General features: G+C 46.1%; 12 protein-coding genes. 6 read left to right on the top strand and 6 right to left on the bottom strand.

The annotated features are described in order from the left end of the window. Nucleotides 1-69 precede the first annotated feature (69 nt). The 6 genes from carB to mdh all read left to right on the top strand — a co-directional run bounded on the left by carB (nucleotide 70) and on the right by mdh (nucleotide 10,124). The gene (carB, locus tag G3570_RS01930; protein ID WP_165138625.1) at nucleotides 70-2,907 is read left to right on the top strand and encodes a carbamoyl-phosphate synthase large subunit; all 2,838 of its coding nucleotides are present in this window, start codon (nucleotides 70-72) and stop codon (nucleotides 2,905-2,907) included. A gap of 150 nt (nucleotides 2,908-3,057) precedes the next feature. Then, entirely contained in the window at nucleotides 3,058-5,235 is a 2,178-nt protein-coding gene (gene recQ / locus G3570_RS01925; RefSeq protein WP_165138623.1) for a DNA helicase RecQ, read from the top strand. A gap of 126 nt (nucleotides 5,236-5,361) precedes the next feature. Continuing rightward, nucleotides 5,362-6,555, top strand: a complete 1,194-nt coding sequence (locus G3570_RS01920) for a D-alanine--D-alanine ligase (protein ID WP_165138621.1) — start codon at nucleotides 5,362-5,364, stop codon at nucleotides 6,553-6,555. Between the two features lie 57 nt (nucleotides 6,556-6,612). After that, nucleotides 6,613-8,121, top strand: coding sequence for an ABC transporter substrate-binding protein (locus G3570_RS01915; RefSeq protein ID WP_165138619.1), 1,509 nt, complete (start codon nucleotides 6,613-6,615; stop codon nucleotides 8,119-8,121). 11 nt (nucleotides 8,122-8,132) lie between these two features. Then, nucleotides 8,133-9,011 (top strand): NAD(+)/NADH kinase, encoded by an 879-nt coding sequence (locus G3570_RS01910; protein ID WP_165138617.1) that lies wholly within the window; start codon nucleotides 8,133-8,135, stop codon nucleotides 9,009-9,011. Between the two features lie 156 nt (nucleotides 9,012-9,167). After that, on the top strand, nucleotides 9,168-10,124 hold the full coding sequence (mdh, locus tag G3570_RS01905; protein WP_165138615.1) for a malate dehydrogenase: 957 nt from the start codon (nucleotides 9,168-9,170) through the stop codon (nucleotides 10,122-10,124). Nucleotides 10,125-10,248: 124 nt separating this feature from the next. Here mdh and G3570_RS01900 read toward each other — a convergent pair whose 3' ends face one another. The 6 genes from G3570_RS01900 to G3570_RS01875 form a co-directional block, all read right to left on the bottom strand. After that, on the bottom strand, nucleotides 10,249-10,944 hold the full coding sequence (locus G3570_RS01900) for a DUF2270 domain-containing protein (protein ID WP_165138613.1): 696 nt from the start codon (nucleotides 10,942-10,944) through the stop codon (nucleotides 10,249-10,251). 135 nt (nucleotides 10,945-11,079) lie between these two features. Further along, nucleotides 11,080-11,901 carry a LabA-like NYN domain-containing protein gene (locus tag G3570_RS01895; RefSeq protein ID WP_165138611.1) on the bottom strand — a complete coding sequence of 274 codons (822 nt, stop codon included), beginning with the start codon at nucleotides 11,899-11,901 and terminating at the stop codon, nucleotides 11,080-11,082. Nucleotides 11,902-11,995: 94 nt separating this feature from the next. Beyond that, nucleotides 11,996-13,462 carry a lipopolysaccharide biosynthesis protein gene (locus tag G3570_RS01890; RefSeq protein WP_165138609.1) on the bottom strand — a complete coding sequence of 489 codons (1,467 nt, stop codon included), beginning with the start codon at nucleotides 13,460-13,462 and terminating at the stop codon, nucleotides 11,996-11,998. 56 nt (nucleotides 13,463-13,518) lie between these two features. Further along, complete coding sequence (gene aroQ / locus G3570_RS01885; protein WP_165138607.1) at nucleotides 13,519-13,968, bottom strand: type II 3-dehydroquinate dehydratase; 450 nt, start codon at nucleotides 13,966-13,968, stop codon at nucleotides 13,519-13,521. Further along, on the bottom strand, nucleotides 13,965-14,363 hold the full coding sequence (locus tag G3570_RS01880; protein WP_165138605.1) for an HIT family protein: 399 nt from the start codon (nucleotides 14,361-14,363) through the stop codon (nucleotides 13,965-13,967). The genes aroQ and G3570_RS01880 overlap by 4 nt, the downstream gene beginning before the upstream one ends. 276 nt (nucleotides 14,364-14,639) lie before the next feature. Then, complete coding sequence (locus G3570_RS01875) at nucleotides 14,640-15,590, bottom strand: MBL fold metallo-hydrolase (protein WP_165138603.1); 951 nt, start codon at nucleotides 15,588-15,590, stop codon at nucleotides 14,640-14,642. Nucleotides 15,591-15,603: the final 13 nt, after the last annotated feature.

Genomic DNA, 15,603 nt, shown 5'->3' with positions numbered 1-15,603 from the left:
AATCAGCATAAATCTGCTTTTTCCGTTTTATCAGTGTTCAATTCATAATTTTAAAATCAAATAAAGGAAATGCCACGACGCGACGACATCCACAAAATCCTGATCATTGGCTCCGGACCCATTGTTATCGGCCAGGCTGCCGAGTTTGATTACTCCGGTTCCCAGGCCTGCCGCTCCCTGAAAGAAGACGGATATGAAGTTGTTCTCATAAATTCCAATCCGGCCACAATCATGACCGATCCGTTGATGGCCGACTCCATTTACCTGAAACCCTTGACGACGGATTCTATCAAGGAGATTGTGGAAAAGGAGAAGCCGGATGCTGTGTTACCAACGATGGGCGGTCAAACGGGACTCAACCTGACCCGGGACCTCCAACAGGAGAATTTCTGGACTGAAAAGGGGATCGATGTGATCGGCGTAAATATTGACGCGGTAGAAATTACAGAAGATCGCCAAAAGTTCAGGGATCTGATGGATGACATTGACATCCCGCAGTGCCGTAGCCGTATTGCCGATTCACTGCTTGAAGCAAAGGAAATTACTGAAGAACTCGGCGGACTTCCGATAGTCATTCGTCCCTCCTTTACAATGGGCGGAGCCGGAGGCGGTATAGTATGGAATGAGGATGAATTTGAACGTAAGGTTCTGCGCGGACTGGAACTGAGTCCGGTACACCAGGTACTGATTGAAGAGTCCATATTCGGCTGGAAAGAATATGAACTGGAGCTGCTACGCGATCCCAATGATACGGTAGTCATTATCTGTACCGTTGAAAATATCGATCCCATGGGTGTACATACCGGGGATTCCGTTACAGTAGCACCCTCCCAGACCCTCACCGACAAGCAGTTTCAAATGCTTCGGGATGCTGCCATCAAGATGATGAACTCCATTGGAGATTTTGCCGGGGGTTGTAACGTTCAGTTTGCAGTGGAACCGGGCACTGATCGGTTTGTGGCTATTGAAATTAACCCACGCGTGAGCCGCTCTTCTGCCCTTGCATCGAAAGCAACGGGTTATCCCATCGCCAAGATCGCCACCAAGCTGGCCATAGGCTATAATCTGGATGAACTCCCTAACCCGATTACCGGAGTCTCCTCTGCCTGTTTTGAACCTTCAATCGACTATGTAGTTGTTAAGTCACCGCGTTTCAACTTTGAGAAATTCCCGGGTGTGGATGAAGAGCTTACCACCCAGATGAAAGCGGTAGGAGAGGTAATGTCTATCGGACGAAATTTCCCGGAGGCCTTGAACAAGGCCTGGCAGTCACTTGAAATAGGACGTGCCGGTCTGGGAGCTGACGGTTACGAAGAGCTGGATCGCAAGTATATACGAAAACGGCTACTGAAACCCTATTGGGACCGGTTGCTCAACATCCGGAATGCATTTAAGATGGGCGCATCCGTAGAAGAAATTGCCGACATCACCAAAGTCGACCCCTGGTTTCTGCAGCAGATCCGATACATGGTATCTCTTGAAAACCGGACAGAGGGACAATCGCTGGATACCATCTCCAAAGAGGATCTCTATGAACTCAAACAGGCCGGTTTTAGCGATACGCAGATCGCCTGGATGCTCAGTCAGAGTAATGGAGAAGTTACCGAGGAAGAAGTGCGCGATCATCGCAAAGAAATGGGGTTAACCCCTGCCTTCAAGCTGGTTGATACCTGTGCCGCCGAATTCCCTGCTGAAACACCCTATTACTATTCTGCCTATGAAGGTGAAAACGAAAGCGATGTAACCGATAAAAAGAAAGTACTGATACTGGGTAGCGGTCCGAACCGTATCGGACAAGGTATCGAATTCGATTACTCCTGCGTACACTCGGTTATTGCCGCCCAGGAGATGGGCTACGAAGCCATAATGGTCAACTGCAATCCGGAGACTGTTTCCACTGACTTCGATATCGCAGACAAACTCTATTTTGAACCCGTCTACTGGGAGCGTGTGCTCGACATTATTGAGTATGAGAAACCGGAAGGCGTCATCCTGCAGGTGGGCGGCCAAACGGCCCTCAAATTGGGCAAGCGTTTTGTTAAGGAAGGAATCAAAATCTTCGGTACACCTTTTGAAAAAATCGACTTTGCCGAAGACCGTGGTGAGTTCTCTAAGTTTCTAACAAGACTTGACATCCCCTTCCCAAACTACGGTACCGCTCGTACCGTCGAGGAATCACTCAGAATTGCCGATAAGATTGGTTACCCGGTGCTGATCCGTCCGAGTTACGTATTAGGCGGACAGGGAATGCGTATCGCTATAAAGGAAGAGGAACTTGAGGGATATACCGAATCAATTTTGAAAACCCATCCCGAAAACGATTTCCTTATCGACAAATACCTCGAACATGCCGTTGAAGTGGACGTTGACTCGGTTTACGACGGCGACCAGCTCCATATAGCGGGTATCATGCAGCACATAGAACCTGCCGGGGTACATTCCGGAGACTCCACCGCTGTGATCCCCACCTATTCGCTCAGTGATAAGGCCCTGGAAAAAATCCGTGAATACCAGGAGCGAATCGCTGATGAAATGGGCATTATCGGATTCCTGAATGTGCAGTATGCCGTCAGGGGTGATAAAGTCTACGTGCTGGAGGCCAATCCGCGCTCAACACGAACCATACCTTTCCTGGCCAAAGCCACGGGGCGGGCAGAAGCACAAATTGCCGTCAAGGTAATGCTCGGTGCCAAGCTCAAGGACTTCACAGAAGAGGAGTTAACCTCTACCCTGGAAGGCTGGGCTATCAAAGAGCCGGTCTTCCCATTCGATAAGTTCCCTGAAGTGAAAAAGGAACTGGGTCCGGAAATGAAATCAACCGGGGAAACCATTTACTTTATGGAGAACTTCAACGACGATCATTTCAAAAAACCCTTTGAATTTAAGAATCTCTATCTCAGTAAATAATTCCTTCCATGTATTGTAAGGAATGATATACGAGCAGGTCTTACTTAATAAATAATTTCAAATAGAACGCGGATAACGCAGATTTTAGTAGTTACAAATTCAGTGTTGATCTGTGTGATCCGTGTTCCGTTATAAACTGATTTAATTCTAATGATTAAAGAAGCAAAAAAGAAGCTTAATGATGTATTTGGCTATGAAACCTTCCGTCCTTTGCAGGAAGAGGTCATAGAACAGGTACTTAACAAGAAAGATGCCCTGGTGATTATGCCTACCGGTGGCGGAAAATCTCTCTGCTACCAGATACCCGCTATCATTTTTGATGGCTTGACCATAGTAGTCTCACCGCTTATCTCCCTGATGAAAGACCAGGTTGAGCAGCTTCACCAGTTTGATATTCCTGCGGTCTACCTCAACAGTTCGCTCACCCCGGAAGAGTACCAGGCCAATATTGAAAAGCTAAAAAAGGGCAGCGTTGACATGCTCTACCTAGCCCCGGAAACCCTGCTGATGCCCAAGACCAGGGAACTGCTCTCCGGACTCGATATTGATTGCTTCACCATTGACGAAGCGCACTGTATTTCGGAATGGGGCCACGACTTCCGTCCTGAATACCGGCAGCTGGTAGAAGTTCGAAAGGATTTTCCCGATGCCGCCTGTCTGGCACTCACCGCTACCGCAACCCCACGGGTGAGAGAAGACATCAAACAAACGCTCGGGATGAAGGACTCCGAGACCTATCTGGCCAGTTTTGATCGTAAAAATCTTTTTCTAAAAGTCGCCGATAAGGACGGACCCACTGATCAGGTACTCGATTTCCTCTACACCCGTAAAAAGCAATCAGGCATTATCTACTGTTTCTCCCGGCGGCAGGTGGATGAGCTCTACGTGGATCTCAAGAAAGAGGGACACTCGGTGAAGCCCTATCACGCCGGACTTTCCGAGACAGTTCGAAACAGAAACCAGGAAGCGTTTATCCGGGATGATGTCAACATCATCGTGGCTACTATTGCCTTTGGTATGGGTATCAACAAGCCTGACGTTCGCTTTGTGGTTCACTATGATATGCCCAAGAATATTGAATCGTACTACCAGCAGATTGGACGTGCCGGCAGAGACGGGTTGCGCGCCGACTGTCTGTTGCTGTTCAGTTATTCCGACACCCAGAAGATCAGGTACTTCATCAACCAGAAAGAAGATGAAGAGAAGAAAATTGCCGAGCAGCATCTCAAATCGTTGCTAAAGTTTCTGGAAGCCACCGAATGCCGAAGAAAACCCCTGCTCAATTACTTTGGTGAGGAGTATGAAAAGGATGAGTGCGGTATGTGCGACAATTGCCTTTCCCTGGACGCCGAAGTGGAAGATCTAACCGTACAGGCTCAGAAATATCTGTCCTGCATTGTAAGAACGGATGAGACCTACGGCGCCAACTATATTGCAGATGTGTTGCGAGGTTCCAAATCCAAGAAAGTACTTGAAAATGACCATAACGAACTTTCTACTTATGGAATCGGTATGGAGTGGTCAAAAGACCAGTGGGTGCAGCTCTCCCGCCTGCTGCTGCGTCAGGATTACCTGGAAAAAGATCAAAAATACGGTAGTCTGAAATTGAAAGAGCAGGCTCGAAATGTGCTGAATGGACATGAAAATGTATTCGGAACGCTTGACCGCACAGCGGCAACCGTAAACGGAAAAGCTGTGGATAGAACCAGTTCGGATGTTGAAAATAAATACGACGAAAAACTGTTTGAGCAGCTACGAGAAAAACGAAAAGAACTGGCCGATCAGAAAGGTATTCCACCCTACACCATATTCCCCGATACCACGCTAATGGAGATGTCGTATTATTTTCCTCAGAATGAAGAGCACATGATGCAGATCTACGGAGTGGGTTCAGCAAAACTGAAACGGTATGGCGATATCTTCGGTAAGATCATCAAAGAATATACTGATGAGAATGAGATCGAAGAACGTGTAAAGACGCTGAAGAAGAAAGCGAAGAAATCATCCTCTAAAAAGAAACACGTGCAGATTGCCGAGGCCTTTAACGAGGGTCAATCCATCGAACACCTGGCCGAGCAGTACGGGGTCAAGGATGTTACTATCATCAAACATTTGAAAACTTACCTGGAAGAGGGCAACTCTCTTCGTACCGAAGGAATTGCGGAAGCTTCCGAACTGTCGGTTAGAAAACGTGATGAGGTTATGGAATCGATGGATCGCAGGGGTCCCGAGCTGCTGCGGGTAATCTATAATGATATGGACAAAGAGGTAGGCTACAGTGAGCTCCGCATTCTACAACTCTACTACATGGCCGCCAATCAGGAGTAGTCTTATATATCTTTGTGACTTTGTGGTATAACCATAGGAACTCCTTCACGGGCTTATAGCTATAACATATCAAATGATCTTTTCTTATCATTGAACTGAAAATTCAATACGTCATTAAGTAATTCTATGAGCCAGCGAACCATTGTTGTTGCCTTCGGAGGGATGTCACCGGAGCATGAAGTATCGGTTTTAACTGCCATGCAGGCAATTTCTTCATTGAAAGATACCGACTACAGGCTTCAGCCTCTCTACATCACAAAATCAGGTCGCTGGTTAACCGGTGATCCTCTTCGGGAGCTGGAGAATTATAAAGATCTCAAGAAACTCGAGGAAGAAGCAATCGAATGTACTTTCTCGCATGACGATTTGGGTAAACCCATCCTCCTGGAAACGGAAAGCAAAGGCTTTCTTTCGAAGCCAAAAAAACATTCAATATACGCTATTATTCCTGCATTCCATGGATCAGAAGGGGAAAACGGGGCTTTTCAGGGAGCCTGTGATCTGTATAACATCCCCTTTGGAGGTAGCGGTGTTTTTGCATCCAGCCTTGGTATGGACAAAGTAAAGGCCAAAGAGTTGTGCATGGCCCATGATATCCCAGTTACGTCCGGAGTTTCCTTTAATGAGAATGAGTGGGAGGAGAGGCAAGATGAAATTCTGGAAAGTATCACAAAGATGGGATTCTCAGTAATCACCAAACCGGTTAGTCTTGGCAGCAGCATCGGGGTATCCAAGGCTGACGACCGGAAGTCGCTCATCGACAGTATCGAAACTGCTTTTCGATATGACCAGGAGCTGGTGGTTGAAGAAGCAATTACACCGCTGATGGAAATCAACTGTTCCGTACTGGGTCATGGTGACGAACTGCAGACAAGCGTCTGTGAGCGTCCCTTGGGTCAGGAAGAGACACTCTCTTTTGAAGACAAGTATCAAAGCGACGGACAAGGAAGCAAGGGAATGGCATCTGCCGACAGGATCATTCCGGCCGATATTTCCGACGAGCTGACTGCGAAAATACAGAACCTTTCGCTCAAGATATTCAAGACTTTTCGTGCAAGCGGCGTTGCACGACTAGACTTTCTGGTCAATGCCGATACGCACGAAGTTTATTTCAACGAAATTAACACCATTCCCGGCTCCTTCTCTTTTTACTTGTGGGAGGAAAGTGGAATGAATATGACTGATTTAATGCTTGAACTCGTTGAGATTGCTATTAAAAAACATCGTTTAAAAATCGGAAGGATCCGAAGCTATGAGACCAACTTGCTGAGTGAAAAAGCCGTGAAAGGTATTAAAGGTCTGAAAGGCAGCAATGATTAAACAGGTCCGATTTGGATCCTGTTTTGGTCCCATTTAAACTCATTAATTACTATTGATATGATGAAACAGAAATCTCTTGCACGCCTCTCTTTATTGTTTCTATTTGCTATTGTACTGGTAACAGGTTGCAAAGGCCCGGAGACCACAGTGGTTCGCCAAAATCCGATTGCTGCAGCTCCTGATACCTCGGAAACTACAGATACCACTGCCAGTGAACCTTCCGCAGCCTTCCGTCAGATAAATATAGGTGAAATCAATCCCATTCCTACAATGGATCCCCTGTTTGCTGAGAATGCCGGCACCATGCGCGCCTTACAGCTTGTTTATGAGGGTCTCGTGAGGTTTGACCGTCAGGGAGATGTGGTTCCCGGTATTGCTACAAACTGGACGGTAACTGATGATTCGTTGCAATACACTTTTACTCTTCGCAACAATGTGTATTATCACGACAATAATGCATTCAATAACGGCATAGGAAGAAAATTTAAGGCCTCTGATGTAAAATTTGCTTTTAATCGAATGGCCATGAACTCAGTGCCGGATCACGCAGCACAGCTCTTTATGTCTGTGGAAGGCTTTGAACCATTTTACCGGGAGCAGCACAATATATTTAATCCGGGCAAAAGGGTCTTGAACGGCGTGACCGGTGTAAGGACTCCCAACGATACTACTGTAGTCTTTAGGCTGGAAGAGAAGGATTCACATTTACTCCAGAAGCTGGCCTCACCTTATGCATTGATTTACCCAAGGGAAGCCATCACCAATAACAATCCGGATCAATTCAAGGCTGTCGGTACCGGACCGTTTACACTCTCGCAAAACCGCGGTGATTCCCTCTACACCTTTGCCAGATTTAACGACTATTATAACCCGGAACAACCGCGCGTAAATCGTGTGGATGTTATTGTTAAAAAACGGGAGGCTAATTTGTTCAAGTCATTCACTACCCGAAATATCCATATAATCCCGGAGCTTGGCCTCCAGATGCTGCAGGGAGTGCTCGACGAGAATGGCGCACTCAAAGCAAGCTATGCCGATAGTTACCGGTTAAGCAATCCCAACGGATACACTTTTTACTCACTGAACAGAAACTCTAATGCCGGTCTGTCTAGAGAAAAGTCCGCTGGCGTTACCGCACTGTTCGATTCTACGGAAACTTTTGAAAATATTCCTTCAGGTTTCGTTCGATTTATGAAGCCAATGAATAGAGAGAATAATCAGAATAACGTGCAGGCAAGGGTCAGTGAGGGTGACACCCTGAACATTACGAACACTGATGACTCCTACTCCCTACAGTTTTTAGTCAAATTACGAAACAAACTGAATGAAGCAGGTGCTACGCTTCGGGTCTACAATATATTCACACCAACCCGAAATATCGGACTATATACCACCCATAACCTGCCATTTTATAGCGGGTATATTCCGGAATACTCTGAAGATAGGCTACTTAGTTTCCGGGTACATCAAAAAGCACTCAGTCAAAACGAAATAGAAAATCTGTACTTTAATTCGTTTCCCTGGTGGCTGGATATGCGAACTGTAACCACCTCCCTCGTCCCATAAACGTTTTAAATATGAAACTAGCTGTCATAGCCAATCCAAAAAAGTATTCGGTTAAGGAGCCTTTCACCCGGGCGCTTAACTGGGCGGATGAGAATGACGTGCAGATCATATTCAACTCGGATCTCAAAGATTTGTATGACGGTCAGGATCATCCCTCCGCAAGAATAGTCGGCTCCGAAGCAGAGGCAATAGATGAAGCCGATATCATTGTTGCCATGGGCGGGGACGGTACCATGCTCTATACTGCCAGGCTGATGAAGAATATTTCGAAGCCCATTTTGGGAGTCAACAGCGGAAGGCTCGGCTTTATGGCCTATACCCAGATGGAAAACCTGATCAAAGCCCTCGAGTATCTCAAAGAGGAGAATTACCGGCTGGACAAACGTTTTATGCTGGAGGCCGAAGATGAAAACGGCAACATCTATCATGCCCTGAACGAGTTCCTGTTTTCCAAAAAGGACTCCACCTCCATGGTCACCGTGGAAGCAGAATACGACAACATGTTCATCAATAAGTACTGGGCGGACGGCTTAATTGTGGCCTCTCCGACGGGTTCTACCGCGTATAATCTATCTTCCAACGGACCCATTGTAATGCCCAATACCGATGTGATGGTGCTCAACCCCATCAACCCGCATACCCTTACTACCAGGCCACTGGTACTGCCATCCGATAAGTCCCTGAAGATCACCGTTCACAAGCAGCAGCATGAAGTTCTGTTTTCTTATGACGGTGAAATTTATGAAATTCAGGGCTACCCCTTCGTGGTAGAAATTCGACGTTCTAACTTTACCATTGACCTTATTGAACTGCCCGATCAAAGCTACTTCGAAACACTGCGAAACAAACTGATGTGGGGTATGGATTTTAGGAAGGGAAGTGAAAAGTAAGAAGTAAGAAGTAAGAAGTGAGAAGCTAGAAGTTGGATGTTGAAGATTAGAAGTTAGAATAATTCTGAATTCTGACTCCTGAATTCTGAATTCAATACTGAAAAGATTTTACGAGATAACTGACACTAATAGTAACAAAAACACAATCCAAGTATTATGAAAGTAACAGTAGTCGGTGCCGGCGGGAATGTCGGATCCACGGTTTCTATGGCAGTAGCACAGCGAGATTTTGCAAAGGAAGTAGTTATGGTTGATATCGTCCAGGAGCGTAATGGAGAGAAGATATACCCTTCCAAGGGTCGCGCCCTTGACCAGTGGGAATCCTCGCCCATCCACCAATTCGATACCAAGCTGACCGGTACGGTGGATTATGAAGATACGGCAAACTCCGATGTATGCGTAATAACGGCCGGTGTTCCCCGTCGACCCGGAATGAGTCGCGATGATCTGCTTGAGACCAATGCCAATATCGTTCAGGGCGTGGTTGAAAAGCTGGTGGAGAAATCACCGAATACCATTCTGATCATCGTCTCCAATCCTCTGGATGTGATGGCCCAGGTGGCTCTTGAAACCAGCGGATTTGATTCCAAGCGCGTAATGGGTATGGCCGGTATTCTGGATACGGCTCGTTACCGCTCCTTCCTGGCAGAAGAGCTGAACGTCTCCCCTAAAGATATTCAGGCTCTGCTACTCGGCGGACACGGAGACACCATGGTTCCGCTGCCACGCTTTACAACCATTGCAGGAATGCCGGTAACCCAGTTCATTGATGAGGACAAACTGGAATCTATTGTAGAACGCACCAAGAAAGGAGGCGGTGAACTGGTAAACCTGATGGGAACCTCTGCCTGGTACGCACCGGGCGCTGCAGCCGCACAGATGGTGGAAGCCATTATGCTCGACCAGAACCGCACCTTCCCATGCGCTGCCCACCTAAACGGCGAATACGGACAAAAAGACCTGTTTTTGGGCGTACCGGTCAAACTGGGACACGGCGGCATCAAAGAAATAATTGAGGTTGACTTAAACGATGAAGAACAGCAACTTTTAGATACATCAGCTGAACACGTACATTCCGTACTTAAAGAATTCCGCAAGCTGATGAACAAATAAATCGCAATAAATAGAAGAACCCAATAGGCTTCTTCACTACTTGCACTTATATTTAGCGAAAAGGCTCTGCAGACCACAGCAGAGCCTTTTTGTTTTGATAGGCCCTTCTAAGCTGATTAATAGACTACAAATTAGACAATTTAACTTTGCTGCGTTTAGAAGGGTAAATTTTCACCTCCTCATTACGATCCCGTAGAGTAAGCAGTGCAAATACTATAAGCCCCAGGTTAAAAAGAACTCCTATCAAAATTACAACCCAGCCGGAAACCAGGTCATAAATAGCAGCACGAGCTACGATGTCATAAACAGACACGATTGGTTCCGGGTGAATAGAAATTTTGGTGATCCAGCAACCCCCCAAAATTAAAAAGATCCAGCTGTAATTGCGACGAAGCCTGCGACCGAACGCCTCGCCGAAGGTAATTTTAAATCGCGAATGTTGAAGATCACTCCCCAGCTGATCCCGCCAATCACTCATAACAGGTTTATAACCGGATAGCAAAGGACCAAAATAATTCTCATTCACAAGGGCTACCCTCCAGCGCCATAAGTCATAGTACTTATATCTTCGAGCTTCGATAAAGAGAAAGATGAACACAAATATTGTAGCCAGTATGAATACGAAATGCGATATCTGCGGACTCCCGAAACCAAAAGAGATGAAGGCAGCCGTTGTAATGATGGCCCAGTTTGTGGTCACATCGAGTCGCTTGCGCCAGGTATTCATGCGATCCATCTCACCCCGATAGAAATGAACCAAGGCAGTTTGAGCCTCACCGGTGAACCCGGCTTTTGATTGGGCTAACTTTTTTTCTTCCATAATGCTCTAACCAGTAAACCGTAGTTATAAACAAGATAATAAGCTTTATGACTAGAGCAATCTTTTCAGGATAATTTAACTCCGAATCCTTTCGCTCAAACTGATTGAATCTTAGCTCCCTAGTTTGAAATTTGATTATGGAGCACTGACCAAAACGATATTTTCTGCCACCAATCCTTTTTCACTTTCTATCAGGTCAAACTCAAAAATCAATTCACGACTGGGCAGGTAACTGGTATCAAAATTCTCCTCGAATTTAGAAATATGGGCAAATACCGTTTCATAAGGTGAATCTTCAAAACGTGAATCGGTAATCCAGAGGTTTTTATCGATAGTATTCAAGTAACGAAGGAACCCGTACCCGTCATTATGAGAGAAATCATAACATACACCTCGAACCCTTGAACCTACTTTCCCCCATTTGTAGGGTGACTCGATCGGTAGCATGCCCGGAATAAGATATCCTGAAATAGACAGGTCGACCGCTTTCTTCAATTCCTGAGATACGTCCTCAAACCCGATGAGTTCCACACGGCTGCCTTTCTCCTGTAAGGCATCTACCACACTGACGTAACTGCCGTTGTTGGTTAGCATCACCACCTTGTCCAGACCATCAGCTTGCGTGATCATATCTACCGCCATATCCATATCCACAGTAGATTTCGTAATTACTTCCCCGGTTTCCTGATCATTGTAATACTGGACGGGCTTTTTGATTACTTTATACTCAAAATCACGCAATACCTCACTGAAACGGGAAGTCTTCTCCCGGTAAGAGGAGTCCTCTTTGGCACGCCGTTCGTCATAAGCCAGGTATACATTTAGCCTGGATGGATAGGACCCGTCGCGGCAAGCAAATTTTCTGAGAATATCATACCTGAGTCCAAAACCACCGTGCATGGTTACATTTACTGCGTCAACAAATACTCCGACATTATTATTACTTCCGTTGGTCATAATAATTTCCGATGCTTGAATCCAAATGTGCTTTGGGGCGGGAAATAATTATCAACTGCCCCGGAGTGATTGGAAGCAGTATTGCAACTAATGATTAAGAATTGCTTCGTTTTAAAAGTCCTAAGGGGGCTATGCTCCCAACTCCAATAAATAACAGTATAAAGCCGCTGATCCATTCCGAACCGATCCAGGTGGTAAGGGAAGGCTGCAATAGAACCAATGCACCTGCGATAAGTATCATGAGGAAGGCACGTCCCATTTGATAGGGTACGGGATATACCGCACGGCTTCTCCTGAATAGCAGAAAAGCCATACAAGCATAGCTAGTGAGGGTTGCCAAAGCAGATCCCATCATCCCGAGAAAGGGTATCATAATAAGGTTGGCGACTACGGTGACTGTTGCACCAATGAGAGTAATTTTTGGCAAAACCGAGGTCTCCTCTTCGATAAATATACCGGCAGAAAAATTCATGTACCATCCCTGGAACCAGTATGCTCCCAGTAAAGCCGGAACAATATTCAAACCCATCCAGTAATCCTGACCAATTAGATAAGCATCCAGCAACGGTACCCTGATCTGTACGATCTGTTCAACGAATAGGGCAATGACCAGAAAGACTATGCCTGCAGCAACATTAAAATAGCGGAAGACATCGCTGAACAAGCTCTTGGCTTCCGGATCTTTGGCGTGGCGCAGGAAGAATGGCTGCCATGCCATGCGAAACATCTGTACCAGCAACAGCATAAACACGCCGAGCTTGTAGCAGGCATTGTAGATACCGACAATTGACTCGGTATCGAATTCAGCCCCGTACAATTGGGTGATGGTATCCTGTGAGAGGTAATTATTTAAAAGAAAGCGATCCAACGATTCGTTAATGGCATAACCGAGCCCGGCCGGAACAAACGGGAGTCCAAATAAAAGCGCTTTCCGGAGTATTGGTTGATCCCAGCTACCATCCCACATCCTTGCAGTTATTATCCAAAGAATCAGGGTAGTAATACCGGAGGCAATGAGATTGGCAAAAAAGACTGCTTCAATTCCCCAATCCAGCGATAGAATAAGATAAAAATTTAGCGCGATATTGATCAGCACATTGCCCGTTTTTATAATGGCAAACAGTACGGATTTACGAACCAGACGCAGCTCGGCAAAAGGTATAATAGAGAGCGTGTCAAACCACAATATGCCAATCATGAAGAGGTAGAAATCCTTGGTCTCCGGTTCCAGACTCATCAACGGCATGATGGCAGGGGCAAACAGCCAAAGTAAAAAAGCCAGAATCGATGCCGAAGCGAGCAGACCCAGCTGCAAGGTTTTAAATACATCTTTTGCTTTTTCCCGCTCCTCGGCATAGCGCAGGTAAGCCGATTCCATGCCAAAGGTAAAGATCACATTCAGAAAGGTAATACCGGCGTATACGAGTCCGACAATACCATACTGACCGGGTTTGAACACATCCGTATAGAAGGGAACCAACAGATAGTTGATGAATCGCGCCAGCACGGTGCTGATGCCATACACCAGGGTGTCTGAAAGTAATTCTTTAAGTTTTTTCAATGGACGCTTGGTTGCTTTTACTCATATCCCATTTAGCAGAGACCGTGGAAATTGAATCAGGCATCAGTATTCTCATTCAGGAGTCTCTCCATAGCATAAACTCCGAGTACGTAGCTGTGTTTCCCAAAACCTGTGATGATGCCTTCTGCCATAGCTCCCGTAAGTGAATTCTCTCTGAACTCCTCTCTTGCGTGAATATTGGAAAGATGCACCTCAACAATCGGTATATCCAGGATTTCCAAGGCGTCGCGGATAGCAACAGAGGTGTGTGTATAACCTCCGAAATTGGCAATGATGCCTTCAAAGCTGCTGTCCTCATCCACCAGCGACTGGATAGCGTTAACCAGCTCACCCTCTACATTGCTTTGGAAGAAGGTCATCTCATGCTGGGGAAATTTCTCGATAAGCATGTGCTCGATATCCTCTAGGGTGTAGCTCCCGTATTGCTCCGCATCCCGTTTCCCGAGCATATTGAGATTGGGTCCGTTTAAAATAAATACCTTCATCGGTTCACCTTATCGCTGATCTTCGTAGCAATCTCTTCCATCCTATCTTCCGATACCTTCACATTGTGTCCCAGTGCCATCGGCTGGGTTTTGGTATATAGGGGAACCAGGTGTATGTGGGCATGGGGCACTTCCAGACCTTGAACAATAATTCCGGTGCGTAGCGGACTCAGAGCCTCATCTATACCTTTGGCTATCTTCTTGGCAAATTTCATGGCATCCCGGATCTGCTCATCTTTCAGATCAAAGAAATAGTCGGTCTCCTGCTTGGTTACCACGAGGGTATGCCCTTCAGCGATCGGATTGATATCCAGAAATGCAAAATGGTTTTCATCCTCCGCGATCTGGTAGCTGGGGATATCCCCGTTTATGATCTTGGTGAAGATTGTAGCCATAGTTTGGAGCTTAAATTATAATTTTTTCAATGATAGGAGTTTCAAGGTAGAAAAGATAGTGCGTCCGGTGCTGCATTGGCCATAACGATTAAAGAGATTCCGCTTCTTTGTTTGCTGAACCTGGCTATACCACAGAGGAACACTGAGAAGCACACCTGTGTGCAGAAGCACTTCGGTGCGCAGGCACAGAGGTACACAGAGTTCCTCTGGCTCAAGAATTAAATAGACACTTATGAACGCGGAGCATCCCAACTCCCAATTCCTAATTCCTAATTCCTAATTCTTAATTGAATCCTGCTCACTGAAAAACATCTCCCCTTCCTGTCTAATCACACCCTCTTCCACTCCCCAGTCCAGGTAGCCTATCACTTCAGAAAGCACCAAAAAGATGCCTCCCTTTTTTACCGCATCCGGAAACAGCCGTAAAGAAAGCTCATAGAGTGAATAAGGTTGCTCTTTAAGAATACTCTGAATTTTTTGATATCGCTTTCGATGCTCACTGAGATGATGGTCCGCCACTTTTGAGATGTTTCTGATAAACTTGCCGTGGCCCGGATGCACTACCCCCTCCAGCGTTCTGATCCACTGCAAGGTTTCACGATACTGCAGCAGGCTGCTGTTTCTTTCTCCGGTATCGGGATCAAAATTGATAAGCGCATTGGTACTGATATGTTCGAGCAGGTTATCCCCTCCGAATATGATCCCTTCTTTCGAAAAGAAAGTCAGGTGTCCGGGAGCATGTCCCGGTGAATGTTTCACGCTAAAGGTTAATTCTCCGGATGTCAGCTCTTCCCCATCTTCAATCCATGACGGTGTAATCGCCTGCTGGTATTGTTGCAGCCAGTCAAGCTGCTCAATCATGAACGACCTATGATCTTTAGGAACCATGTGCTTGCTGAAAAATTCATCAAAGAGTTCCCTGTTTTCGTAATTGGCAAAGTTGGAGCGTTCTTTGACATGGCCATATACATCCGCCCCCGATTCGTCAGCCAGCCGTGCGGCCTGACCGAAGTGATCGGGATGACCATGTGAGAGCCATATTTCATCCAAGTCAGCAATAACCAAACCCTGTGACTTCAACTGTTTCTTGACCAGTTCATAGGAATTTTCCGCTTTCTGGCCGCAATCTACCAGCACTTTTTTCTCTTCATTTATCAGGTAACAATACACTTCACCCACGGCAAAAGGTGTTGCTATTTTTATCGGATGAATATTTTCAATAGGCAAAGCAAAGAGGTTT

This window comes from Halalkalibaculum roseum (genome assembly GCF_011059145.1).
In the GTDB taxonomy this organism is placed as follows: domain Bacteria; phylum Bacteroidota; class Rhodothermia; order Balneolales; family Balneolaceae; genus Halalkalibaculum; species Halalkalibaculum roseum.
This window is presented reverse-complemented; position numbering and strand designations above follow the sequence as displayed.

Coding starts and splice junctions, on each gene's coding strand:
- G3570_RS01880 (WP_165138605.1), bottom strand. CDS start 14,363: ATGGCTACAATCTTCACCAAGATCATAAACGGGGATATCCCCAGCTAC.
- G3570_RS01920 (WP_165138621.1), top strand. CDS start 5,362: ATGAGCCAGCGAACCATTGTTGTTGCCTTCGGAGGGATGTCACCGGAG.
- G3570_RS01895 (WP_165138611.1), bottom strand. CDS start 11,901: ATGACCAACGGAAGTAATAATAATGTCGGAGTATTTGTTGACGCAGTA.
- G3570_RS01915 (WP_165138619.1), top strand. CDS start 6,613: ATGATGAAACAGAAATCTCTTGCACGCCTCTCTTTATTGTTTCTATTT.
- recQ (WP_165138623.1), top strand. CDS start 3,058: ATGATTAAAGAAGCAAAAAAGAAGCTTAATGATGTATTTGGCTATGAA.
- G3570_RS01910 (WP_165138617.1), top strand. CDS start 8,133: ATGAAACTAGCTGTCATAGCCAATCCAAAAAAGTATTCGGTTAAGGAG.
- carB (WP_165138625.1), top strand. CDS start 70: ATGCCACGACGCGACGACATCCACAAAATCCTGATCATTGGCTCCGGA.
- G3570_RS01900 (WP_165138613.1), bottom strand. CDS start 10,944: ATGGAAGAAAAAAAGTTAGCCCAATCAAAAGCCGGGTTCACCGGTGAG.
- mdh (WP_165138615.1), top strand. CDS start 9,168: ATGAAAGTAACAGTAGTCGGTGCCGGCGGGAATGTCGGATCCACGGTT.
- aroQ (WP_165138607.1), bottom strand. CDS start 13,968: ATGAAGGTATTTATTTTAAACGGACCCAATCTCAATATGCTCGGGAAA.